This window comes from Pseudomonas sp. 09C 129, assembly GCF_002843625.1.
Taxonomy (GTDB): domain Bacteria; phylum Pseudomonadota; class Gammaproteobacteria; order Pseudomonadales; family Pseudomonadaceae; genus Aquipseudomonas; species Aquipseudomonas chlororaphis.
Window position 1 is genome coordinate 2,813,840 of record NZ_CP025261.1, and the last position, 23,988, is coordinate 2,837,827.

Below are 23,988 nucleotides of genomic sequence, written 5' to 3' on the forward strand. Positions count from 1 at the left end.
AAAACATGCAGCATTCAGCTCACCAGATTTATTTTTGCCACATGGCTTCATTGCCGTTCACCGCCCTGAGCGCGCATTACCCCGATGCCCAGTGTCATGACTTCAGCGACGGGGCATCCGCTGCCCTGGCGCAGTCCTTTGAACGCCTGTCCGTGGCGTTGCTGGAGCAGGTCCATCAATGCTTGCGCCGTGGCGACAAGCAGCTGCCGTTGGTTCAGGTGATCCTCAGCGAGGAGCAGTTTGCCCAGCGCTCCGGCATTGCCGGCCTGTTTCGCACCATTGCCAGTGAATACCCCGGCTTTCGCGGGCAGGTGATCGCGGTCAATGCCCAGGAGAGCCTGGCAACGCTCACGGCGAAGTTGCGCGGCAACGCGCAGGCGGGCGATCGCCATGTGGAAATCCTTTATCGCGATGACCAGCGGTATGCGCTGGACTGGCAGGAATTGACGCTGCTCGATCATTGCCCCAGCCCTTGGAGGGCCGGGCATGTCTATCTGATTACCGGCGGGCTGGGCGCGGTAGGGCGCCTGTTGATCGAGGAAATTCTGGCCCAGGGGTTCAACAGCCGGGTGATCCTGGTCGGGCGCTCCAGCGTGGACGAACAGGCGCGCAAACAACTGGAGGCCTGGGCGCGTGCCGGTGTCCTGGTCAGTTACCGGCGTACCGATATCGCCGATCCGGAGCAAGTCGATAACTTGATCGGTTGGGTACTGGAGACCTGTGGCCGGCTGGACGGGGTGATCCATTGCGCCGGGATCATTCGCGACAACCTGTTGCTGAACAAGTCAGTCAGTGAGTTCGAACAGGTGCTTTCCCCCAAGGTTCGTGGCGCCGTGAATCTGGACCAGGCGACCCGGACGCTGCCGTTGTCGTTCTTTGCCTTGTTCTCTTCGCTATCGAGCGTGTTGGGCAATGCCGGGCAATCCGATTACGCCGCGGGCAATGGTTTTATGGACGGTTACGCCCGGCTGCGTGCGCAACGGGTGCGTTCCGGGCAGGGGACAGGCCGATCGGTGTCGATCAACTGGCCCTATTGGCAGGACGGTGGCATGCGCATGGAGCCACGGCAGGTGGAGCGCATGTGGCAGGAAAGCGGCCTGCGTGCGCTGTCCACCGAAAACGCCCTCAAGGCTTTCTATCAGGCCTTGGCCCAGGGCGATGAGCAGGTGTTGGTGGTCGAGGGCAATGTCCGGCGCATACGTCAGGTGGCGACGACATTGCATGGTTTCAGTCCGTTGGCCGAAGCTCCGGACGTCACACCGCTGGCGACTCCAGTGGCTCGGGGAGAGACCGGGGCCGGGTCGCGTTCTGCACTGCTGGCGCACTTGACCCGATTGGTGGCGCAGGAACTGGGGCTTGCCGAACAGCGGATTCAGGTCGATGCCTTGCTCAGCAAGTACGGTATCGATTCGGTCATGATGATGAGGGTGATCGCGCAGCTGGAAAGTGATTTCGGTTCCTTGCCCAAAACACTGTTTTTTGAGTACCAGACGCTGGCGGAACTGGCCGATTTTTTTGTGGCGCAGCATGCCGAGGTCGTGGCCCGTCGCTGGCCTGTGCCGGGACAGGTTGCGCCGGGACAGGTTGCACAAGGAGAGGTCAAGGACGCGGTTTGCGCCGACGCGCCCGCATTGCCGGTTCAGCCTCCGGCACCGCGTAGTGTCGAGGCGTCCGTGCATGGGCTGGCCGGTGACGCCGAACAGCCGCCGTTGATCGCCATTGTGGCGGTGGCGGGGCGTTATCCCGGTGCTGACTCGGTGGATGAGTTCTGGAAGTGCCTGGCCGAAGGTTACGACGGCATCAGTGAGATCCCGCCCGAGCGCTGGAATGCCGACGACTTCTATGCCCGCACGCCGATGTTGGGCAAGAGCACCTGCAAGTGGGGCGGTTTCCTGGAAGAGGTCGCGGCGTTCGATCCGGCGTTTTTCAAGTTGACGCCGCGGGAGGCCAGCGTTCTCGATCCGAACGGGCGCCTGTTCCTGCAGACGGTTCAACACCTTTTCGACAGCGCCGGTCTGACCCGTCAGCGTATCGCCGAGCGTTACCAGTCGAAGCTGGGGGTGTTCGTCGGCGCGATGTACCAGCAATACAGCGCCGTGGACAGCGATCTGCTCAGTGAGTCGCTGGTATCGATTTCCTCCTACAGCTCGATCGCCAACCGCGTTTCCCATGTTTTTGATCTGCGCGGGCCGAGCCTTGCGCTTGATACCATGTGTTCATCGTCGTTGGTGGCCTTGCACTACGCCCACGAAAGCCTGCTGCGGGGCGAATGCACGGGTGCCATCGTGGGTGGTGTCAATCTGTCGTTGCACCCCAAGAAATACATCGGCCTGGGGGCATCGAACATGTTGGGCAGCGCGCCCGACAGTCGCAGTTTCAGCGACGGCAGCGGCTATCTGCCGTGCGAGGGAGTGGGCGCCGTGCTGCTTCGGCCGTTAAGCGATGCCTTGCGCGACCAGGACGAAGTGCTGGGGGTGATCCGTTCGACCCATGTCAGTCACAGCGGCGGGGCCAGCCATTACGCCACGCCGAACGTCAAGGCGCAGACGGCCCTGATCCGGGAAAGCCTGGAAAAGGCCGGCGTCGCGGCCAACAGCATCAGTTACATCGAAGCCGCCGCCAACGGCACCCCGCTCAGCGATGCCGTGGAAATGCTGGCGCTGCGCAAGGTCTTCAGCGAGCCTGGGGTGGCCTGTGCGATTGGTACGGTGAAATCCAACATCGGGCATGCCGAGGCCGCTTCCGGCCTATCGCAACTGACCAAGGTGCTATTGCAACTCAAGCATCGCAAGTGGCTGCCAACGCCGGGCATCGGCCAGATGAACAGCGATATCGATTGGCGGCAGGCGCCTTTTGAACTGCAATCGACGCTGCGCGACTGGCCACAACCGATCCTCACGGTCGATGGCAAGGAATGTCGCGTACCGAGGCGGGCGGCCATCGACTCGTTTGGCGCAGGCGGAACCTATGCGCATGTCATCGTCGAGGCGTTCGAGATTGCGCAGCCGCAGTGCCCGGCACCGGTACCGCTGGCCACCGAAGAGCAACTGATCGTGCTGTCCGCCGCTAGTCCCTCGTCGTTGCTGTCCCTGGCGACGGCTCACCTGCAGTCCCTGGGCTCGGGCCTGGCCACAAGCCTGGTCGACTATGCGCGCGCCCTGCGCCAACAGCGTGAGGCCATGGACTTCCGGCTGGCGATGGTGGTGTCCGACGTGAGCGAACTGATGCGGAGCCTGCAGGCTTTTTGCGCGGACCCCGAGGACTGGTCGAAACGTGATGGTGTCGGTTTTACAGGGGCTGTCGAGACGCCCGATAGCCGATTGCTGGAAGCTCTGGCACAGGATCGCACCACCGACAGCCTGATCGACGACGCCGTCGGGCAAAAGCATCTGCTCTCGTTGGCGGCGCTGTGGGCGAACGGTATTGATATCGACTGGCGACGTCTGGACGGCAGTGACTGTCATCGCCCGGTGGCTTTGCCGCTTTACCCGTTCGACAAGGTCCGCTGCTGGGTCGGCGCGGCGCCGTCGGCGGCAGAAGCGGGGCCGCAGCCATGGGCCGAGGAAAAGCTGCAAGGGCCGCTGCTGGAGAGGATTCGGCGGATCCTCGCGGAAGTGACCGGACTGCCGGCGACCACCTGGCGCGAGGACCGGGCGTTGAGCGAGTACGGCCTGGGCTCCGCGACCTTCATTCTGTTTTACCAGCGGCTGAGTGCGAGCTTCGGCGAGTTCGCGCTGGCCGATCTGCGTGAGTGCCAGACGCTGAACGACATCGTTCGCCTGCTGGACGCACAGCCGGTTGCCTCGATCGAGTCGCATCCGGTACGCCACCTCAGCCGGCGTTACCCGGAGCTGGTTGCGCTCAACCAGGGCCGTAGCGGGCGCCCGGTGTTCTGGATTCATGCCGGCATCGGTGGTGTCGAGGCTTACCAGGCATTGGCACAGCGCATCGAGCGCCCGTTCTTCGGTATCCAGGCCCGCGGCTACATGAGTGAACGTGCGCCACTCCAGGGCTTGCAGGCGATGGCGACCTATTACTGCCACCTGATCCTGATGCAGCAGCCGGACGGTCCCTATTCCCTGGGCGGTTACTCCCTCGGCGGAGCCCTGGCCTATGAAGTGACGCGGCAGTTGCAGGAGCTCGGTGAAACGGTGGACAGCCTGGTGATGGTCGACAGCCTGGACAGTCACGCCATGAGCGGGGCGGGGGTTTCAACCAAGACGCTTTATCTGCAGAGCGCCAATATCGCCATCGGCGCCTCGTATGGCGACGACCTGGAACAGGCGCTGGAGAACATGATTCACCAGGAACGGATCGACAGTGACGTCAGCGACGATGACTTCCTGCAGGCCCTCGCCGAGCAGGCCTGCCAGCACAGTTCGGATGTTTCGGTCGGCCAGCTGATGCAGCGTATCCGGCATAACGCCAAGGTGCAGTCGGCCTACGACAGCACGAACTTCCAGATACTGCCCTTGCCTCATCCCGCGGCCGTTCGATGCCATTACCTGCACAACCGTGGCGGCAATTACTTCGGTGGTCTGCAACCGTATCTGTTCGTGCGCGGGGAACACAGTGCCTTGGGGCAGGACGACTACGCACAAGGCTGGAAGCAGCAGATGCCGAGCCTTGAAGTCGTCGAGGTGGATGCGTTGTGTCACATGTTGATGCTGTCCACGCAACCGGCCCTGGACCAGATCGGCAGCTATTGCCAAGGGCTGTATGCCAAGACCGACAGGGTAACGCCCGGGTCGACAAAAAACCTGTCGGCGCAATCGGTCGAGGCCTGAGCCGCCAATCGGCGGTCCCTAATGAAAAGGAGTGCATGGAAATGAAAGCCTACATTTTTCCCGGCCAAGGGTCGCAAAGCCAGGGCATGGGTGGCGAGTTGTTCGACGAGTTCGATTTTTATACACGCATGGCGGATGACATCCTCGGCTACTCGATCAAGGAGTTGTGCCTGAACGACCCGGAGCGCCAACTCAACAACACGCTCTACACCCAACCGGCACTGTTTACCGTCAATACGCTGTGTTACCTGAAAGCCATTCAGGACGACCCCACGCCCGCGGCATGCCTGGCCGGTCATAGTCTGGGGGAGTACAACGCGCTTCTAGCCGCTGGAGCATTCGGTTTCGATGATGGTCTGCGCATCGTCCATAAACGCGCGCAACTGATGAGCAGTGCTTCCGGTGGCGGCATGGCGGCGGTGATCAACTGCGACATCGACAGGCTCCGTGCCTGCCTGAACCAGGGGGGGCTGGATGGTATCGACGTGGCCAACTACAACTCGGACTCGCAGATTGTGATCGCGGGGCTGCAACCCGACCTGGCAGCAGCCTATGGCTTGTTTGACGAGCAGGGCATCGTCTACGTCCCCCTGAAGGTCAGCGCGGCATTCCACTCCCGCCAGATGGCGCCGCTCAAGGAAGCGTTCGCCGATTTCCTGAGGGGTATCGGGTTTTCCCCGTTGCAGGTTCCGGTACTGTCCAATGTCGATGGCGGTTTTTATAGCGACAGCAACCTGGTGGAGCGGCTGTCCGCGCAGCTGTGCAGTTCGGTGATGTGGCGGGATTCGGTGCTGAACATGCGGGCAGCCGGTGTCACGCGGTTCAAGGAGGTCGGCCCGGGCGACGTGCTGACCAAGCTCGTTGGGAAAATACTATGACGCAGCTAGAGCACGGGTTTGAGCGAAGCGTGCCTGGCCGGGTGCGGCAGGGCGAGCCGATGTCGCCGCGCTTGCAACAGCTGCTACGCCTGTTCGGTCCCTCTGCGAACAACGGTAGGGTACTGGAGGAGCTGGAGCGCACTATCGCGGGACATCCAGCCGGCTACTTCAGCAACCCAGGGTTCGGGAGTGACGCTCGGGGGGGGCTGGAGTCGGCGTTCTCCAGCGTCTGTCTCCCGGAGTCGCCCGTGTGCCTCGACGAGCATGTCCAGTACCTGCAGAACCAGGTGTTCAGCCGCGCCACGCCGACGGCCTCGCCGTCATTCATCGGCCACATGACTTCCGCGTTGCCGTCGTATCTGCTGCCGTTGGCAAAGATCATGACGGCGCTGAATCAGAACCCGGTGAAGCTGGAAACCTCCAATGCCTTCACGCCGCTGGAGCGTCAGGTACTCGGGATGCTGCACCGGCTGATCTATGGCAATGACGAGGATTTCTACCGACAGACGTTGCACAGCGGCGAGCATGCCCTGGGGGCATTCTGCGCAGGTGGGACCACCGCCAACATCACGGCCCTGTGGGCCAGTCGCAATAACCTGCTGCCCGCCGACAAGGGGTTCGCGGGCGTTGCCCGGGAGGGGCTGGCCAAGGGGCTCAAGCACTACGGTTACGATGGCCTGGCCCTGCTGGTGTCCGAGCGCGGTCATTATTCATTGAAAAAAGCGGCCGATCTTCTCGGCATTGGCCAGGACCAACTGATTGCCGTGCCCACCGATGGCGCCGAGCGTATTCGCATCGATGCCTTGCAACGCTGCCTTGAGCGGTTGCGCCTGGACAATATCAAGCCGCTTGCGCTTGTAGGGATCGCAGGGACCACCGAAACCGGGGCTATCGACGATCTCGATGCCATGGCCGATGTGGCCGCGCAGGCGGGTTGTCATTTCCATGTGGATGCGGCCTGGGGGGGCGCGAGCCTGATGTCGGATCGACAACGCCCCTTGTTCAAGGGAATAGAACGCGCCGACTCGGTGGTTATCGATGCGCACAAGCAGCTGTATGTGCCGATGGGGGCCGGCCTGGTCTTTTTCAGGCAGCCGACGCTGACCGCCGCGATCAGCCAACATGCCAATTACATCGTGCGCAAGGGCTCCAAGGACCTGGGGCGCCATACCCTGGAAGGCTCGCGCAGCGCGATGGCGATGTTGCTGTACGCCAACCTGCACCTTCTTGGGCGTCAGGGATATGAGCAGTTGATCGATCACGGCGTCGACAACGCCCGTTACTTTGCCGACCTGATCAAGCAGCAGGACGACTTCGAGCTGCTCAGCGAACCGCAACTCTGCCTGCTGACTTATCGTTATGTCCCGTCGCCGGTCATGCAGGCCTTGCACAAGGCTGACGCTGCAAAGGTGGACGCTTTGCAGGAATGCCTGGATGCGCTGAACGACGATATCCAGGAGCGGCAACGGGATGCCGGACGCTCCTTTGTCTCGCGTACCCGGTTGACGCCGGAGCGCTGGGCAAACCGCTCGATCAGTGTCTTGCGCGTGGTGCTGGCAAACCCGCTGACGACTGCGTCGATACTCCAGGAGGTTGTCCAGGAGCAACGGGCACTGGCGCTCGGCAGCCGGTTTCTGCCGCGGTTGCTGGCCTTGCTGGCTCAAGGACCACAATCTTCGGTCACGGTATGAGGCATATCGGTCAGGTCGATGCCCTGCATGAGCGGCTGGAATTGCCCCGGGGGCAGATCCACTTATGGATGGCAACGTGCAGCGAAATCGAGCCGGCGCTGTTTGAACGCTATCGCCAGGAGTTGCTCTGCGAAGAGGAGAGGGCGATCGAGTCGACCTTTCATTTTGCCCATGATCGTCGGCAATACCTGATCACCCGTGCCCTGGTGCGTTGTGTACTTTCGCGCTACAGCCTGCGGGCCGCGGCGGATTGGCGGTTCGGCAAGACGGCGCACGGCCGCCCGACGATTCTGTGCCCGTCCGATGAGGAGCGTGAGCTGTCGTTCAACATTTCCCATGGCGCGGGAGTGGTGCTGGTCGGGGTGATGAGAGGCGGCCAGCTGGGGATCGACACCGAGTCCTATGAGCGACGCGATGATTTTGTCGCCATCGGCCAGCGCTGTTTTCGCGCGGACGAGGTCTCGGCCCTCGATCGTCTGGCGCCGGTGCAACGATGGCAGCGATATGTCGGCTACTGGACGCTGAAAGAAGCCTATGTCAAAGCCACGGGGGCGGGCCTTGCGACGGCGTTCGACTGCTTCGGTTTCCATATGATTGACGAGGAGCGAATCGAATGCCGGTTCGATGACCCCGGGCAACAGGCCACAGGCTGGCATTTCAGCCTGCTCGAGCCGAACGTCACTCATGTGGCCGCCGTGTGCTGCGCGGGGCATGGGAAGCGCGCCCCGCATCTTCTGCTGCGTCGCATATGTCCCCTGGTCAGCGAACACTTTGTCGACTTCACCTTTTTGGCCCGATCAGCCTAGATGCCAGCTGCCGGGCTTATGTGTTTCTTGAGGAGTCAGAACCCATGACCCAACGCAAAACCATTTTCATGTACCCAGGACAAGGGTGTCAGTACTTTCACATGTGCAAGACCCTGTTTGTTCACGACCCCGTTTTTCGTGACAGTCTCAAGCGCCTGGATCTCTGGGTGACGGCCGAGATCGGTGGGTCGATCATTGAATATGTGTTCAACGACCAGGTCAGCGCCCTGATCCCGTTCGACACCACCCTTTACTCCAATCAGGCGGTCTTCTGTTTTGAATATGCCTTGACCCAATCCCTGTTATCGCGGGGTATCTATCCCGATGTGCTGTTGGGTGCGAGCCTGGGGGAGGTCGTGTGTGCCGCGGTGTCCGGGGCGCTGAGCCCCAGAGAATGCATCGACCTGCTGGCGTTCAGCTCCCGGGTGCTGGCGCGGACCTGCGAGCGAGGAGGGATGCTCTCGGTCTTTGCACCGCCAGCGCTGTTCGACGAAGACCGGCTGTTGCACGAGAACTGCGAGATGGCATCGGTTTCCTTTGACAGGCACTTCGTAATCGCCGGAAAAAGCACATCGATAGAGCGGGTCGAGGCGTATCTGAAGGCGGGCAACCATATCACCAGCCGCTTGCCGGTCGAGTATGGTTTCCACTCATCGGCCATCGATCCTGCCCGCTCGGCACTGCGCGAGCATTATGGAAACAGTGCACCCGGTCACCCGTTGGTGCCGGTGTTCTCCTGCCAGAAAAAAGCGATCATCCGCACCTATGAGGCCGATCATTTCGATGCGGTGCTCAGAGAGCCGATTCATTTCAAGGAAACCCTGGCAATCCTGGAGCAAGAGGGCCCCAACCTCTATGTGGATGTCAGCCCTTCCGGAACCCTCTCGACCTATTGCAAGTACATCCTTGATCCGGGTTCGGCGTCCAGAACGGTACCGGTCTACACACCGTTCTCGAAACACCGGACACTCGATCCGGCACTCTGGTTGCTGTAGTGCGTCAGCGTATGGGTATACCGGTAGGCCGGGAGGCAGCTACTGGCCTGAACGTAGTTAACGGGCAGGGTATCGGTGCAGATGCCTGCTCCACGCAGCAGCCCCGTACAGAATCAACAGAATAGAAAAGGGCCCACCGCCAGGTGGGCCCTTTTTGTTTCTGCAATGGCCAGGTCAGTCAGGGCAACACCCCCATATGAGCGGAGGGTGTGCCCATCGAGCGTCAGACCAGGCTGATCATGTCCGCGCTCAGTTGCGCGGGGTTGAAGCCGACCAGGGTGATGCTGCTGTCTCCCGCCACGATCAGGCTGTCGCTGCCTTGCTGGCTGGTGGCGCTGAGGACGGCGGCCGTGGAGGCGAACAAGGACTTGGAAAACACCAACTGATCGAAGCCGTTCTGGTGAACGTTGAAGTCGCTGATCACGTCATGGCCGAAGCCGCCCACGTCGAAGACAAACAGATCGCTGCCCACACCGCCGCTGAGGGTGTCGTTGCCCAGGCCACCCACCAGGATGTCGTTGTGCGCGCCGCCGTAGAGTGCGTCGTTGCCATTGCCGCCGAGCAGGGTGTCGTTGCCGTTTCCACCGTGCAGCAGGTCATTGCCCGCGCCACCTTCGATAAGGTCGTCGCCGCCCTGGCCGAAGATCAGGTCGCGGGAGGCGGTACCCTTCAGCAGGTCTGCCAACTGTGTGCCTTCGGTGGCCTTGGCGTAGCTCTTGTCCGATCCGAACAGGCCTTCGAAATCGAGCTTGCTGCCGGTCACGGTAAAGGCTGGGGTCAAGGCCTGGCCCAGGAGGCCTTCGAACTCGACATGCTCGACGTCGTGCAGCTCCTTGAGGCCGTAACGTCCGTTGGTGTCGTTGAGAAACAGGCTGCCATCGCTCAGGCGCACGGCTTCGTAACTGGTGACCGTACCCTGCAGGAAGACTTTGTCGTCGCCCACGCCGCCGGCGACGATGTCGGTGCCGGTGCTGACCTTGAAGCTGTCGTTGCCGGCGAAACCGTCGAGGAAGTCGTCGTTCCTGCCGTCCTGCAGCTTGTCCGCGCTGTCCGTGCCGAGGAGAAAGGCCGGTGTGCCGAAGTGGTTGGAGGTGGGGGAGTATTTGTCGCTGACCCAGGTAAAGCTGCGGCTGACCGGGTCGAGGTTGCTGATGACGATGGTGCTGTCACGCTCGATGTAGTCGTAGAACGTCGACTGGCCGATGCGCTGGATGGGGTTGATGAAAACGCCTTCCAGGTGCGCCACCCAACCGTTGGGATTGATCACGGAGAAGGGGCCGTTGGGCCAGGTGGGCAAAGCGTAGACCGTATCGAACAGCACGATGTTGTCGGTGGTCGAGGTGTAGCTGGCGTCACTGCCTTTGAGGGCCGCGAGAATGGCGCCGCTCAGGTCGGTCTGTTCGCCGATGAGCCGGTGCACGATGTCGTTTTCGAAGCCGAAGTTGAAGATGCCGTCGCTGTTGCTGGCCTTTGGCGACGCCATGCCAAAGTAGTCCGAATCCTTGAAAAAGCCGTCGGCCAGGTTTTCCCTGCCCTGGTACATGCTGTTGGTCACGGAGCCGCCCTGGCTGTAGCCGGTGACCAGCACATCCTTGCCTGTCAGGTTATGGCTGGTGGCGTAGTTCTTGATCGAGTCGAGCAGGTAGTCGTAGCCGTGGATATAGGAGTTGTCGATCATTGCCGGGTATCCCAGCAAGTCCATCGGCGAGTTGGTGCCGGCAATCGAAAAGCCCATTTTGACCAGCTTGCCGCTCTCATCGTATTGGCCGAATACCTTGGCCTGGGAGCCGGATACGTTTTCGCCCTTGAAGCTGCCTGTCAGGTCGAGGTGGCTGCCGTCGATGCCCAGGTCGCTGGCGCTGATCTCGCGCCAGCCCTTGGGCAGGACAAAGGTGTTGCCTTCGCCCAGGACCGCCCCGGGCAAGTGGTAGAGCGCGCCTACCGTCGCTACGCCGCTGGTGTAGGTGGCCAGGTTCCAGGCATCTGAAATCAGCACGCGGCCGTCTTGGCCCTTGTAGTCGAATATCGCCATGGTTCGTTTTCCCTCACAAACTAAAAAGTCATGAACAAAAACAAGAGCTGAAGTCTTCTTGTTCTTCTTCGCTCGGATTTCGGAGCCTGGTGACTGCGCGCTCCGGAATCTGCGCCCAAGCTACTCATTCGTCTGGAAGGCGTGGGTCGGGCAGCCGGGTATTGGCACGATCGTCCTGGAAAAAGGCGGATCAAGCCGCAACAAATCTGGGTTTATTACAGTTTGGTTACCGTGAGGCGGGCCCCGCAGCCGTTTACTGCGCCGGGCCCTTGAGGTTTCAGCGAAGCGGTGCTGAAACCTCCTTCCTGTGCGACGAGAATTTTCCGGCTTACCCCCAGCGCCGGAACAGCACGCTGGCATTCACCCCGCCAAAGCCGAAGCCATTGGACAAGGCGTATTCCATCGCCAGCGGCTGGGCCTGGCCACGAATCAGGTTGAGGCCTTCGGCGCCGGCATCCGGGTTTTCCAGGTTGAGGGTGGCGGGGGCGATCTGGTCGCGCAGCGCCAGGATGGTGAAGATCGCTTCGATCCCGCCGGCGGCGCCCAGCAGGTGGCCGGTGGCCGACTTGGTCGAGGCGATGGCCAGGTCGCTGTGGTTGCCAAACACGCTCTTGATCGCCGCCAGCTCGCCTTTGTCGCCCACCGGGGTCGAGGTCGCGTGGGCGTTCAGGTGCCGGACCTGGGACGGCTCGACGCCGGCCTGACGCAACGCCTGCTGCATGGCGCGGCGGGCACCGTCGCCGTCCTCCGGCCCGGCGGTCATGTGATAGGCGTCGGCGCTGGTGCCGTAGCCCACCAGTTCGGCGATCGGCGTGGCGCCCCGGGCCAGGGCGTGTTCCAGCTCCTCGATCACCAGCAGCCCGGCGCCTTCGCCCATCACGAAGCCGTCGCGCGCCTGGTCGAAGGGCCGCGATGCGCGTTCCGGCGTGTCGTTGAAATCGCTCGACAGGGCGCGCGCGGCCGCGAAACCGGCCAGGCTGACCCGGTGAATCGTGGCTTCCGTGCCACCGCAGACCGCGACGTCGATCTCCCCGGCGCGAATCATCCGCGCGGCGTCGCCGATGGCCTGGACGCCCGCGGCGCAGGCCGTCACCGGCGTGCCCAGCGGCCCCTTCAGGCCATGCTGGATCGACACATGACCGGCGGCCATATTGCTGAGGAAGGATGGAATGGTGAACGGCGAAAGACGGCGCGGCCCTTTGCTGTCGGTGGTGCGCACGGCGTCGGCGATGGCCGGGAAGCCGCCCACGCCCGACGCGATGATGGTGGCGGTACGTTCCTGCGCCTCTGCCGTCTGCGGCGCCCAGCCGGCCTGGGCCAGCGCCTCCTGGGCGGCGGCGAGGGCGAACAGGATGAAGCGGTCCATCTTGCGCTGTTCCTTGGGCGCCAGCAGCGCGTCCGGATCGAAGCCGGCCTGCGGGTCCTCGGTGCGGTCGGGAACCTGGCCGCCGATGCTGATCGGCAGGTCGCCGATCAATGCTTCCGGTAGCCGGCGGATACCCGACTGCCCGGCCAGCAGGCGTTGCCAGACCTGTTCGACACCGCAGCCCAGCGGGGTCAATGCGCCCATGCCGGTGACGACAATGCGTTTGTTCATGACCTTTGTGCTCCTTCATCTCGTATAGGGTGTGTCGCTCTATGGACGTCACTATCATCATGAAAGTAACATGCCCGGACCACAAATACGCAACTGCGAAATTCGAGGAACCGCCATGCAACGCAAGACCCTCCTTCACGACGAATGCCCGATTGCCCGCAGTCTGGAGCGTGTGGGCGAGTGGTGGAGCATCCTGATCATGCGCGACGCCCTGCATGGCCTGCGGCGTTTCGAGGAGTTTTCCCGCAGCCTGCAGATCGCCCCCAACATGCTCACCCGGCGTTTGAATTCGCTGGTCGAGGACGGCTTGCTGGAGCGTCAGGCCTACAGTCAGCGGCCGTTGCGCTACCAATATGTGCCGACGGCCCGGGGCGAGGATTTTCGTGTGGTGCTGATGGCGTTCGTCGCCTGGGGCAATCGCCATTACGCGCCGGAAGGGGAAAGCGTGCAGATCGTCGAGCGCGCCACCGGCCGGCCGGTGCGGCCGATGATGGCCGACCTGGCCGATGGCCGCCCGGTGCCGCTGGAGGCGTGCACGGTCCAGGCCGGGCCGATGGCCGGCGAAGGCATACGTCAGCGCCTGGGAGCGCTGCAGGCGATGGAGGCCGAGGGCGAGGCCTGAGAGGCCGCGAATCGCCGCGGCCCCCTTGGCTTAACGACAGGCGCTTGTCACTGGTCCTTTTCGCAGTTGACCATCCACGAGGCGCCGAAGCGGTCGACCAGCATGCCGAAGCGCGCCGCCCAGAAGGTGGCCTCCAGCGGCATCTGCACAGTGCCCTGGTCCGCCAGCGCGGCGAACACCCGCTCGGCCTCGGCGATGCTGTCGACATTCAGCGATATCGAGCAGCCGTGGATACCCGAATATGGCCGGTCGGGCGTGCTGTCCGAACCCATGATGGCCTGGTCGCCCACCAGCAGGCGGGTGTGGATGACCCGGTCGTGACACTCGGCGGGAACATGGTCGCGAGCGGGGCTTTCGCCGAAGGTCATCATCACTTCGAGGGTGCCTTGCAGGCACTGGGCGTAGAACTTGAAGGCGGCGGCGCAATCGCCGTTGAAGATCAGGTAGGGGTTGATTTTCATGCTGGGACTCCCGGATGGCAGGGGCCGCGGGCGCGCCGGGTGAGCCGGCCCGCTGGCAAAAGCTGATGGGGTGAGGCCTTCACTAGCAAAGCCTAAACCTGTGTGGCAGTGGGCTTGTTTTTAGACGGATTTCTCATGGCCCCGTGGCGGGTTATCACCCTTGGGGCACCCCCTGTCAGGCCCGCCGCCCGGTTGGCGGCGAGCCTAGGCTGGTGGCTACACCAGCCGGGTCTGGGGCATGCCCAGCAGGCCGGTCAGGCGGTCCATGATCGCCTGTTGCCGGGCGCGGTCGGCCAGGTAGTCGGCCTCGGCGCTGGCTACATCGGCCGAGCAGTGCGGGCAGGTGGTTTCGTGGGCATGGATGTACTGCCAGCAGCCGCGGCACAGCGCCAGCTGGGTGGGCAGGCGTCCTTCCTCGGGGGATTTCTGCCCCTGGTTGATCCACGCCAGCTTGATCACCTGGCCGCTGTCGCTGACGCTGCTGACCGTCTCGCCGGTGTCGATGCGTTCGGTGATCAGGTCGAAGCGACCGACCGCGAACGACGCCTGGGCGGCGTCCTCGAGTTTGACGATGCGTTCGCGCAGGCCCTTCTTCTGCAGGTCCAGGGCGCGGTAGTGGCAGTACGGATTGTTGCCGGGCTTGCCCAGCAGCGAGTGCGAGGTCCAGGTGCAGCCGCCGCGGCACACGTCGTTGTAGTAGCAGGTGCGGCAATAACCCCAGAGGTCGTCGACCGAACGCAGGCGGCCAAAATGCATGCCCTCGCTGTAGTGCCAGATGTCGTGCAGGTTCATGTCGCGCACATTGCCGCCGGAAAACCCCACCGTCGCCAGCGAAGGGCAGCCCTTGACCGTGCCGTCGGCTTCCAGGGCCAGCACCGTTTGCCCGGCGGCGCAGCCGCTCCAGTGCACGCGCTCGTCGCCGAAGCCGCGCCACATATACTCGTAAGGGCCGTAGTAACCGATGTTGTTGCCCACGTTCATCAGCAGGCCGCGTTCCTGGCCTTCGCGGTAGAGGCGCGCGAGCAGCGGCATCACTTCCAGCAGTTGATAGGGTTGCAGCAGCAGTTCCGGGTGGTCCACCGCGTTGCCCATGGCCACCGTCAGCTGGATCTGCCAATGGGTGGCGCCCAGTTCGATGATCTGGTTCATCAGCTCCGGCAAGTCGGGCAGGGTGGCCGCGCCGATCTGTGTGTTGACGCTGACCGCGAGCCCGGCCTGCTTGGCCCGGCGCAGGGTGTCCACGGCCTTGTCGAAGGAGCCTGGGACATTGCGCACGGCGTCATGCAGGGGCGCCAGGCCGTCCAGCGAAACCCCTACGCCGTTGAGCCCGGCCTCCACCGCGGCCTGCATTTTCGCCGGGGTCAGGTTGCGCCCGCCGGTCTGGATCGCGCAGTAGATGCCGTGGTCGTGGATGGCCTGGATCAGGCGGGTCCAGTCCTTGCGCAAATAGGCTTCGCCGCCGATCAGGGTGACTTCCCGCGTGCCGAGGGCGGCGAGGGCGTCGATCACGTCGAGGCATTCCTGGGTGTTCAATTCATTGGGGCGTCGGTGGCCGGCGCGCGAGCCGCAATGCAGGCATTTGAGGTCGCAGGCGAGGGTGATTTCCCAGACCACATGCACCGGTACGTAACGCTTGAGGTCGGTTTCGCTGAGGTAGCGGGCGGGGCGATTGGCTGACATGGACAGTCCTTTGCGCGCACACAGGCGCGCGGCACGAACCTGGCGGATGTCCGCGCCGTCCCTGGCGATGCCGGCCCGGGCGGACAAAGGGTTTGCCAGTGGGGACCCGGGCCTGGCTCTGAGGAAGGCCAGGCCCGGACGCCACCTTTCAGCGAGCTTCGAGGCGGGCGATCTCGGCGTTCAGCTGCTGCAAGGCGCTGCGCAGCGCATCGCCGCTGGCCAGTTGCTGCTCGCCCTGGCGGACGACCGCCTTGAGCTGCGCCAGGTCACCGCTGCTTTGCGCCTGCTGCACCGCCACCGCATACAGTGGCACGGGGTGATGAGGCACGGGCTCGGGGTGCGGGATCGACGCCTGGCTGACCGTGGCGTGCTGCACGTCCTGCCAGTTGCCCTGGTAGCAGTATTTGTAGCTGGCGAAACCACTGGCCCAGTCGAGCCCGAGAATCCCGTGCAGCTGGAAGGTCGCGGCGATCTGGCTGGTCGGGCCGCTGGGGTTGCCGGTCAGGCTCAGGATGATGTGGCCTTCGGTCGACGGGTGCAGCTGTAACTGGGAATAGTCGCCCCACACGTCGGCGAAGAAGTTCACCGGCGGGTAGGTGCTCTTGAACACTCGGGCCACGCCGCTGACTTTTTTCTGCACGGTGTTGACCAACAGGTCGAGGGTCAGAACCGGGGCACCCAACAGCCCCGTGGTGGCTTGGATGCGGGTATGGAACAGTCCAGTTTGCATGGTGCAACTCCTTGTTCTTGTTCAGGGAAGCCGGATGGGTTGGCGCGCCATGGTCAGCGCCGCTCGAGCCGGCCGATCTCGTCCTTGGCCGCGTCCAGCGCGCTGCGCAGCTGGGGCAACTGCTCCAGTTGCTGCTGGGCCAGGCTGGCCAGGCTCTTCATCTGGGCCAGGTCGCCGCTGGCGATGGCGCCATGGATCGGCGCGGCATACAGCGGGGTGATCGGTGGATAGGGCAGCAGGACCGGGCCGGGCTCCAGCGGTATCGGCAAGGCTGAGAAGGCGTAGGAGGGCACCGACTCGACGAGGTGGGCGGGAACGTTCTCCACCGATACCCAGCGCTGGCCGTTGTAGTACTGGTAGTTGGCGATGCCGTTCTTCCAGTCGTGATCCACCACCAGTTGAATCTTGAAGGTGATGATCGAGTTCGAGCCCGGCCCGCCCTGGTTACCCTGGGCGGTGACCAGGATCTTGCTGGTGCTGGGTGGCATGACGGTCAGGTAGGTGTATTGCCCCCACACATCGGACTGCAGCTCCAGCGGCGGGTTGGTGGCCTGGGTCACCAGCGAGGTGCCGCGCACGCTCTGCTCGGGGGTGTAGACCAGCAGGTCGAGGGTGAGGCTCGGCGCGCCGGGGATCGAAGTGCCGATCCGGTAGCTGAGGGGAAACAAGCCAAGATTGGACGAAGTGGAACCGGACATGATTGCCTCCAGTGCATTAGAAAATGGAAACGGCGTTAGCGCCGTTCCAGACGGGCGACTTCCTGTGCCAACTGCTCGTAAGCGCTGCTCAGATCCTTGGATTCTTTCTGGGATGTATCGCGTTGTTTGAGCAGGGACTTCATCTGCGGCAGGTTGCCGAGGGAGATTGCTTCTTGAATCGCCACGCCATAAGGCGTGACGGGGTGGAGCGAGGATGAACTCATGGCGTTGCCTTCCGTGGGAGGTTGCAGAGACTGCGCTATCCGGCAGCTTTTGCAGTTAAGCAGGCCGGGCACGGGGCAAACGCGAGGGGGAACAAATAACTTTGAATAGCCGTTATCGGGAAAAAATATATCCAGGCAGGACAAGGAACTGGCGCGGCCCTATAGCGCGTTTGGCAATCAACGACCCACCGCTTACAAGGAATGAATACAAGCAGGCACCACCACTTACATGCCCAGCCATCCGCTCACCTGTAGCCGCTGCCGCAGGCTGCGATCGAGCCGCAGGCTCGCGGCGAATGTAAGAACGCCGAAGCCCCTGCGGGCCTTGTCGCAGCCTGCGGCAGCGGCTACAGGAGGTTGTTTTTCGCCAGAGGTAATGCGGTGCGGTGACGATAGCCGCGCAGAAACCGCAGTTTCCTTTTGTACCCCACCATCTGCATCACCCTGTAGCCGCTGCCGAAGGCTGCGATCGAGCCGCAGGCTCGCGGCGAACTCACGGACGCCGAAGCCCCTGCGGGCCTTGTCGCAGCCTGCGGCAGCGGCTACAGGAGGTTGTTTTTCGCCAGAGGTAATGCGCAGCGGCTACAGGGGCGGTTGTTGTCTGTGGGAATGCGGTCGGCAGCCGATGGTCGCAGGGGCGGTGATTTGGCGGTGGGGTGGGCGGCGATTGGTGTTGCGCCGCGGTTCAGGCCACGGCGCTCTGCGGCGCGCTGTTCAACAGCCGTTCCAGGGCGCCGCTGAGCAGGTGTTCCAGCAGGGTTTCGCGCTCGTGCTCGGTCAGTGGCTGCTCGTCCAGCCAGCCGGGCGCGCTGTTGAGCAGGCTGGCGATGGCATGCCCGGTGGCCAGCAACGCCGCGTCGCCGAGCCGCGGCAGCGGGCCGAGGAGCATCAGCAGGCGGCGTTCATATTGCTCGCGCAGCTGGCGCACGCGCTGCTGCTGGTCCTGGTTCAGGCAGCCGCTGTCGCGCTCCACCAGGCGGAAATGCCGGGGCAGTTCCCGGTGCAGTTTCAGGTGGGCGCGGATCAGGGTGCGCAGGCGATCGTCGGGCGCCTTGCGCCGCCGTTCGATGCGCCCCAGGGTGCCGAGCAGTTCGTCGTAGAACTCTTCGATCAGGTCCAGCAGCAGGTGCTGTTTGCTCGGGTAATGGTGATACAGCGAGCCCGGGGTCAGCCCCAGATGGCTCGCCAGCTCGCGCATGCCGACCTGGCCGAAGCCCTTGCTGGCGAACAGCTCCAGAGCCTTGTCGCGGCTTTCGGCAAAACGCGAGCAACGCTCAGCCATAGCGGTGGAAGCCGCGTTCGGTCTTGCGCCCCAGGTAACCGGCGGCGACCATTTCCTTGAGCAGCGGCGCGGGCCGGTATTTGCTGTCGTTGAAGCCATCGTAGAGGGCCGCAAGGATCGCCAGCAGGGTGTCCAGGCCGATCAGGTCGGCCAGGGCCAGCGGGCCGATCGGCTGGTTGCAGCCCAGGCGCATGCCGGCGTCGATGTCCTCGGCGCTGGCCAGGCCTTCCTGCAATACCAGGATCGCCTCGTTGATCATCGGCACCAGGATCCGGTTGACCACGAAGCCCGGGCGGTTGCCGGCGGTGATCGCGACCTTGCCCAGGCGGGTGGCCATGTCCAGGGCCAGGGTGTGGGTCGCGTCGCTGGTTTGCAGGCCGCGGATCACTTCGATCAGGCCCATCACCGGCACCGGGTTGAAGAAGTGCAGGCCGATAAAGCGCTCGGGCGCGCTGACGCTGGCGGCGAGCTGGGTGATCGACAGCGACGAGGTGTTGGAGGCAATGACACAGGTGCTGGCAACCTGGGCGGCGATCTGTTGCAGCACCCGCCGTTTCAGCTCGAGGTTTTCCGTGGCCGCTTCGATCACCAGTTGTGCGTCGACCAGGCTGGCATAGTCGGTGCTGGTGCGGATGCGCCCCAGGGTCGCCTGTTTCTGTGCTTCGTCCAGGCTGCCCTTGGCAATCTGCCGGTCGAGGTTCTTGGCCACGGTGGCCAGGGCCTTTTGCAGGGCGCTGTCGCTGATGTCCAGCAAGGTCACTTCGAACCCGGCCTGGGCACAGACCTGGGCGATACCGTTACCCATGGTGCCGGCGCCGATCACACCGATATTCTGCAGATTCATCTTGGCTTCTCTTTCTTCGTCCGGACGTGTCGCAGCGCAGCGCGAGCGCGTCTTGCAATGCAACCTTCGAGGCGCGAGTCTAGTGCTCGCGCCGACCCCGGCCTATGCCAAAAGCGCTCAGCCGCGCTGGCGTTTTTTGCCATGTCCACAGCCACAGAGAGCAGTCATTCCATGCGGGAAAAGGATTCGGTCGCGGTCTACTTCGTGCAGGTCATGGTCCACGCCTTGCGTGAGCGGCCCGAGCGCCTGGCCGCGGTGCTGGCCGAAGCGGGCATCGATCCGGCCTTGCTCGGCCAGCCCGAGGCGCGGGTGCCGGCCAGCGCGTTCGCGGCCCTGTGGCTGATCCAGATCCGCGAGCTGGGCGACGAGTTTTTCCAGCTCGATTCCCACGGCCTGCCGCCGGGGGCGTTCGCCCTGATCTGCCGCGGGCTGATCCAGGAGCCGACCCTGGAAAAGGCCCTGCGCCAGTGCCTGGCCAATTTCGGCCTGTTCCTGCGCGACTTCCGTGGCAGCCTCAGCGTGCGCGGCAAGCGCGCGGTGCTGAGCCTCGACAGCCAGCCTTGCGATGACGCCGCCGGGCGTTTTGGCGAAGAGACCTTCCTGGTGCTGATGATCAGCCTGCTGTGCTGGCTCGGCGGGCGGCGCATTGCCATCGACCGCGCCGACTTTCGTTATCCGCGCCTGTCCCTGAGCGACGATGCCTTGCTCTGGGGGCCGAACCTGACCTTCGGCGCCGAGCGCACCGAAATCGAATTCGCCAGCCGTTTCCTGCGCCTGCCGGTGGTCCAGGACCTGGCCTCGCTCAAGGTCTTTCTGCGCAGCGCGCCGCAGTGGCTGGTGATCCGTTTTCGCAACCAGCACGGCCTGGCGACCCAGGTCTATCAACGCCTGCGTCGCAGTCATTACAGCCAGTGGCCGACCCTGGAAGCCTTCGCCGGCGAGGTGCAGGTCAGCCCCAGCACCCTGCGTCGGCGCCTGGAACGCGAGGGCGTGTCATACCAGGAGATCAAGGACGAAGTGCGCCGCGCCATGGCCGTCGAACTGCTGCGCCAGAGCCGCGCGAGCATCGGCGAAATCGCCGAGCGCACCGGCTTCCAGGAGCCCAGCGCCTTCCACCGCGCGTTCAAGAAATGGACCGGTGAAAGCCCCGGACGCTACCGCGCGCGCTACCAGCCTGCGACCTGACAGGCTGGCGCGCCTGCGTCAGTTCAAACTGCCAACCCCAAGACCTGCAACTGCCGCCGCGTCTCTGCCGCCGACCGGTGCTCAATCGCATTCCAGCCCAGGGCCTTGGCGGCGACGATATTCGGCGCGTGGTCGTCGATGAACACCAACTCCTGCGGCGCCACGTCTGGCAGGTGCACGCGAATGCGCTGCAGCGTGGTCTGGTAGATCTCGGCGTCAGGCTTGATCTGCCGCTCTTGCCCGGACACCACGATGTCGCGAAAACGCTGGAGGAACGGATAGTTGTCCCAGGCGTAGGGGAAGGTCTCCTGGGACCAGTTGGTCAGCCCGAACAGCGGCATCTGCGCCTGGTGCAGCTCTTCCAGCAAGGCCACGCCGTCATCCAGCTGGCCGCGGAGCATTTCCGGCCAGCGCCCGTAATAGGCCTCGATCAGCGGCGCATGCTCCGGGTGTTCGGCCAGCAGGCTGCGGGTCGCTTCGGCCAGTGGCCGCCCGGCGTCCTGCTGGGTATTCCAGGCCTGGGTGCAAATGGTCTCGAGGAACCATTGGCGGCGGGCATCGTCGGGGATCAGTTGGCGGTACAGGTGGTGCGGGTTCCAGTCGAACAGCACGCCACCAAAATCGAAAACCACAGCACGAATTGTCATCAGCACGTCCTTTTGAGCGGTTGTGGGTCAGGGCGACATCCTGCGACGGCAGGCGATGCAATGCAATTTGCCGGAGGGGCTAGCGCCGTCCCTCAGTCGACAATCACCCGCTCGTTCGGGTCATCGCTCAGGCACACGCTCATTTGTTGCCCGGCCTTGTTGAACGCACAGGTGGGCAAGGGCTGCTTGATGAAATTCAGCGCCGGGAGGATGAACACGCCGGCCAGGATCAGCGCGCCCACGATTCGGGGCAACAGTACATCCGCGCTGGTGGCGGCTGGCCGGGGCTTGAGGCGCCCGCGCCGATACCAGTACAGCCCGCTGAAGACCAGGCCGCAGCCGATCGCCATGGCGTAGTCCAGTTCCCAGGATTGCGGGCTGAAGATCAGGTTGCCGTCGGCATCGTCCGGGTAATTGATCCGCCACCAGGCGCCCAGCAGCAGCGGCACCAGGCCGGCGACGATCCAGGCCAGGCGGGCGCCGGGCATGCGCGTGAGCAGGGCCAGGCCCAGGCCAAGGGCGCAGAGGAGCCAGATTCCGAGGTACAGCTGAAAGCCCATGGCCCCACCAAATAGCGTGCCGCTGACGTCCCGCGGGACGATCAGTTGCAGGTCGGTGATCACCATCACCGCCAGCGGGGCGGCCACGGCGATGCCGCTCAGGAGCGCGTTGATCCATGAGCACAGGGTGAACAGGCGACGGATAAGCAGGTTCGACAAAGAGGGGGCGGGCGCCAACACGTTTCTTCCTTGGGCAGTGTGCGGGGCGCGCAGTATGCAAGGCCGCCGCCGGTTTTGCATCAGTCGTCGAAGCCGTATCGGCAAGCCGCCATGGGCGGGGTGGCGCGCGTGGCCATTGGCGGGCTGGCGTCGGCGCCTTGATGGTGTTTTGGGGCGAGCCTGCACGCTACCGGCCAGGGCTTCGGCGGGGTTGGCCTGCGATACACGGTTGGCCCGGCCACCGCACTTTTTGCGTTTTTGCGGTTCTATTCAGGGCCAGGCCGCGCCGACTCCCCGCGCGGCCAGAGTCCAGAATGGTGCCGATGGTTTATCCGCTTTCTCGTTATTCCTTGCGCGTATTTTGCCTGCGTATGCCGCGCCAGCCACTGTGGCTGGCCGCTGTCTTGATGCTCTGCGCCAGTGGCTGCAGCCAGCAGCAGGGGCGTGACATGGTCCACCAGTTCAGCAATGGCAAGCCCCAGGAGTTCTTCCAGACCAGCGTCGACCGTATGGCCACCCTGAGCATGCGCGATAACCTGCAAAGCCTGTACCTGCTGATGAACAAGCTCTACCTGCGCAACCCCAACCAGTGGCGCGAGTGGGGGTATACCGACGCCACCAGCGCCGCGCGGGATATCCGTCAGGCTATCGAGCAGCAGAAGGCCTTGCCGGCCCTGGGCAACCGTCGCGACCTGGCTGCGTTGAGTTATGCCCTGAGTCCGGAGTTTCGTGGCGACCGGGTTGGTGCCTTTATCTATGCCATTGGCAGCATGCTGGTGACCGCCCATGGTGGGCGCACCGAGTTTTTCATGACCGACACTATCGATCCGCAGTTTGTCAGTAACGCGGCGCGCAATATTGAAAAGGCCACTTGGATGCTCAGCCAGCGGCAGGGGGCCAATGGGGAGTTGTTGCTGTTTTCCAATGAGATTTCGGAAGAGGGCAGCAATCTGAGTTTTGCGGTGGAGTTTGGGAAGATTGTGGCGCGGTTGGATTTGTTGACGCAGATGCTGGATGAGCGTTATCGGCGGATTGGGTTGAATTATGCGCAGAGTTTGTTGTTGATGAACTTTTTGCCGGTGCAGTGAGAAGGTTGTAGGTCGCGATTGTCTTGGGGGCATATCCGTTGCTGCGGTAATGGCTGCTTAGGGTTCCGCCCTTACGGCGGGTCACTTTGGAAGAGCGCCAAAGTAACCAAAACGCTTTGCCCCACCACTTGGTGCCTCGCCTAGGCTCGGCATGCCCTCACTCCGGCATTGATCCGTGGGCCGCCGCCACAGGCCATCCATGGCCTGGGGCGGCTAACCCGGCATCCTTGCCGGGTTACCCACGGCTCAATGCCTGCGTTCGGCCATCGTGGTTAACGGGGCTTTCAGATCAAAAGCCAAAGCAAGAGCAGAGCAAGACGGCGGCCTGCCGGCCGGCCTGGGGTTGGGGGTGCTCTCTGTAGCCACTGTCGAAGGCTGTGTGTAGGGAGCTTTTCGGTTTTTAACGCCCCAGCTTTTCCATCGCGGCATCCGCCAGGAAAGACGACCGGCTCTTGATGTTGTGCTCGCGCACAAAGCGGTCGATGCGTTGAATCACGTAGCCCGGCAGGGTCACATTGACCTTCTCGGTTTTGCCCAGGTAAGGCGTGATATCGATAGCCAGCATGCCCCAGCCCATCCCTTCGAAGTCGGGGTTGGCGCGGTGTGTGCCGGTGGGCGAGGGCAGGGGGATGGCTTGCCCCTCGCGGGCCAGTTCTTCGAGCATGACGTGGGCGATTTCGATGGCGGCGCTATACGCGGCCTCGAAGGTGTCGCCGGCGGTGACCGCGCCAGGAATGTCGGGAATCTGGATGCCGGTAGCCGTGTGCTCGTCGCCCCACTCGATGCAGATGGGATAGTGCACGGGGATCTCCTCATAAGGTGCGAAGGCTGAGTCGGCGGCTTGGGGTTGACGCTCCCTGTAGCCGCTGCCGAAGAATGAGGCTGCGATCGGGTTGGGCGGCATTCCGACGAAGCGCCCGCCAAACCGGGCGACGCGGTGCAACAGATAAATCCGGGAGGCAGAATGTGCGTCTGCTACGCAGTCGATCGCAGCCTTCGGCAGCGGCTACAAACAGCCTCCC

At 63.5% G+C, this 23,988-nt stretch carries 20 protein-coding genes; 8 read left to right on the forward strand and 12 right to left on the reverse strand.

Going from position 1 to position 23,988, the window contains the following annotated elements:
* The first annotated feature begins 5 nt into the window (after nucleotides 1–5).
* From CXQ81_RS12820 to CXQ81_RS12840, 5 genes are read left to right on the forward strand one after another with little or no spacing between them, the layout of a single operon-like run.
* Nucleotides 6–4,787: an SDR family NAD(P)-dependent oxidoreductase gene (locus CXQ81_RS12820; protein ID WP_101337370.1), complete on the forward strand. Its 4,782-nt coding sequence runs from the start codon at nucleotides 6–8 to the stop codon at nucleotides 4,785–4,787.
* Between the two features lie 41 nt (nucleotides 4,788–4,828).
* Complete coding sequence (gene fabD, locus CXQ81_RS12825) at nucleotides 4,829–5,665, forward strand: ACP S-malonyltransferase (protein ID WP_007920500.1); 837 nt, start codon at nucleotides 4,829–4,831, stop codon at nucleotides 5,663–5,665.
* Nucleotides 5,662–7,356 carry a pyridoxal-dependent aspartate 1-decarboxylase PanP gene (gene panP / locus CXQ81_RS12830; protein ID WP_218244946.1) on the forward strand — a complete coding sequence of 565 codons (1,695 nt, stop codon included), beginning with the start codon at nucleotides 5,662–5,664 and terminating at the stop codon, nucleotides 7,354–7,356. The genes fabD and panP overlap by 4 nt, the downstream gene beginning before the upstream one ends.
* Nucleotides 7,353–8,162, forward strand: a complete 810-nt coding sequence (locus CXQ81_RS12835; RefSeq protein ID WP_101337372.1) for a 4'-phosphopantetheinyl transferase superfamily protein — start codon at nucleotides 7,353–7,355, stop codon at nucleotides 8,160–8,162. Before panP ends, CXQ81_RS12835 begins: the two co-directional genes overlap by 4 nt.
* A gap of 44 nt (nucleotides 8,163–8,206) precedes the next feature.
* Nucleotides 8,207–9,157 carry an acyltransferase domain-containing protein gene (locus tag CXQ81_RS12840; protein ID WP_157832247.1) on the forward strand — a complete coding sequence of 317 codons (951 nt, stop codon included), beginning with the start codon at nucleotides 8,207–8,209 and terminating at the stop codon, nucleotides 9,155–9,157.
* Nucleotides 9,158–9,380: 223 nt separating this feature from the next.
* Here the strand turns inward: CXQ81_RS12840 and CXQ81_RS12845 are convergent, their stop codons facing one another.
* Both CXQ81_RS12845 and fabF read right to left on the reverse strand, forming a co-directional pair.
* Nucleotides 9,381–11,189 (reverse strand): calcium-binding protein, encoded by a 1,809-nt coding sequence (locus CXQ81_RS12845; RefSeq protein WP_101337374.1) that lies wholly within the window; start codon nucleotides 11,187–11,189, stop codon nucleotides 9,381–9,383.
* Between the two features lie 328 nt (nucleotides 11,190–11,517).
* Entirely contained in the window at nucleotides 11,518–12,786 is a 1,269-nt protein-coding gene (gene fabF / locus CXQ81_RS12850) for a beta-ketoacyl-ACP synthase II (RefSeq protein ID WP_101337375.1), read from the reverse strand.
* 115 nt (nucleotides 12,787–12,901) lie between these two features.
* Between fabF and CXQ81_RS12855 the strand changes: the two genes are divergently transcribed.
* Nucleotides 12,902–13,408, forward strand: a complete 507-nt coding sequence (locus tag CXQ81_RS12855) for a helix-turn-helix domain-containing protein (protein ID WP_101337376.1) — start codon at nucleotides 12,902–12,904, stop codon at nucleotides 13,406–13,408.
* Between the two features lie 47 nt (nucleotides 13,409–13,455).
* On the opposite strand, the gene CXQ81_RS12860 is transcribed toward CXQ81_RS12855, so the two are convergent.
* The 7 genes from CXQ81_RS12860 to CXQ81_RS12890 all read right to left on the reverse strand — a co-directional run bounded on the left by CXQ81_RS12860 (nucleotide 13,456) and on the right by CXQ81_RS12890 (nucleotide 19,327).
* Nucleotides 13,456–13,869: a VOC family protein gene (locus CXQ81_RS12860; protein WP_053260434.1), complete on the reverse strand. Its 414-nt coding sequence runs from the start codon at nucleotides 13,867–13,869 to the stop codon at nucleotides 13,456–13,458.
* Between the two features lie 216 nt (nucleotides 13,870–14,085).
* Nucleotides 14,086–15,549, reverse strand: coding sequence for a GDL motif peptide-associated radical SAM/SPASM maturase (locus CXQ81_RS12865; RefSeq protein ID WP_101337377.1), 1,464 nt, complete (start codon nucleotides 15,547–15,549; stop codon nucleotides 14,086–14,088).
* Nucleotides 15,550–15,697: 148 nt separating this feature from the next.
* On the reverse strand, nucleotides 15,698–16,279 hold the full coding sequence (locus CXQ81_RS12870) for a DUF1842 domain-containing protein (protein ID WP_087088417.1): 582 nt from the start codon (nucleotides 16,277–16,279) through the stop codon (nucleotides 15,698–15,700).
* Nucleotides 16,280–16,332: 53 nt separating this feature from the next.
* Complete coding sequence (locus tag CXQ81_RS12875; RefSeq protein WP_101337378.1) at nucleotides 16,333–16,977, reverse strand: DUF1842 domain-containing protein; 645 nt, start codon at nucleotides 16,975–16,977, stop codon at nucleotides 16,333–16,335.
* A 35-nt stretch (nucleotides 16,978–17,012) separates the two neighbouring features.
* Nucleotides 17,013–17,201, reverse strand: a complete 189-nt coding sequence (locus CXQ81_RS12880) for a DUF1843 domain-containing protein (RefSeq protein ID WP_007932306.1) — start codon at nucleotides 17,199–17,201, stop codon at nucleotides 17,013–17,015.
* A 685-nt stretch (nucleotides 17,202–17,886) separates the two neighbouring features.
* Nucleotides 17,887–18,483: a TetR/AcrR family transcriptional regulator gene (locus tag CXQ81_RS12885; protein ID WP_062822931.1), complete on the reverse strand. Its 597-nt coding sequence runs from the start codon at nucleotides 18,481–18,483 to the stop codon at nucleotides 17,887–17,889.
* Nucleotides 18,476–19,327: a 3-hydroxybutyryl-CoA dehydrogenase gene (locus CXQ81_RS12890; RefSeq protein WP_101337379.1), complete on the reverse strand. Its 852-nt coding sequence runs from the start codon at nucleotides 19,325–19,327 to the stop codon at nucleotides 18,476–18,478. The genes CXQ81_RS12885 and CXQ81_RS12890 overlap by 8 nt, the downstream gene beginning before the upstream one ends.
* A 171-nt stretch (nucleotides 19,328–19,498) precedes the next feature.
* On the opposite strand from CXQ81_RS12890, the gene CXQ81_RS12895 reads away from it, so the two are divergent.
* Entirely contained in the window at nucleotides 19,499–20,512 is a 1,014-nt protein-coding gene (locus CXQ81_RS12895; protein ID WP_007923555.1) for an AraC family transcriptional regulator, read from the forward strand.
* Between the two features lie 23 nt (nucleotides 20,513–20,535).
* On the opposite strand, the gene CXQ81_RS12900 is transcribed toward CXQ81_RS12895, so the two are convergent.
* Both CXQ81_RS12900 and CXQ81_RS12905 read right to left on the reverse strand, forming a co-directional pair.
* On the reverse strand, nucleotides 20,536–21,159 hold the full coding sequence (locus tag CXQ81_RS12900; RefSeq protein ID WP_101337380.1) for an HAD family phosphatase: 624 nt from the start codon (nucleotides 21,157–21,159) through the stop codon (nucleotides 20,536–20,538).
* 92 nt (nucleotides 21,160–21,251) lie between these two features.
* Nucleotides 21,252–21,899: a hypothetical protein gene (locus CXQ81_RS12905; RefSeq protein WP_101337381.1), complete on the reverse strand. Its 648-nt coding sequence runs from the start codon at nucleotides 21,897–21,899 to the stop codon at nucleotides 21,252–21,254.
* Nucleotides 21,900–22,249: 350 nt separating this feature from the next.
* Here CXQ81_RS12905 and CXQ81_RS12910 point away from each other — a divergent pair, with 350 nt between their 5' ends.
* Nucleotides 22,250–22,966 carry a hypothetical protein gene (locus tag CXQ81_RS12910; RefSeq protein ID WP_256593469.1) on the forward strand — a complete coding sequence of 239 codons (717 nt, stop codon included), beginning with the start codon at nucleotides 22,250–22,252 and terminating at the stop codon, nucleotides 22,964–22,966.
* A gap of 400 nt (nucleotides 22,967–23,366) precedes the next feature.
* Here CXQ81_RS12910 and CXQ81_RS12915 read toward each other — a convergent pair whose 3' ends face one another.
* A complete protein-coding gene (locus CXQ81_RS12915) occupies nucleotides 23,367–23,768 on the reverse strand; it encodes a type II toxin-antitoxin system HicB family antitoxin (RefSeq protein ID WP_101337382.1) in 402 nt (133 codons plus the stop codon).
* Nucleotides 23,769–23,988 lie beyond the last annotated feature (220 nt).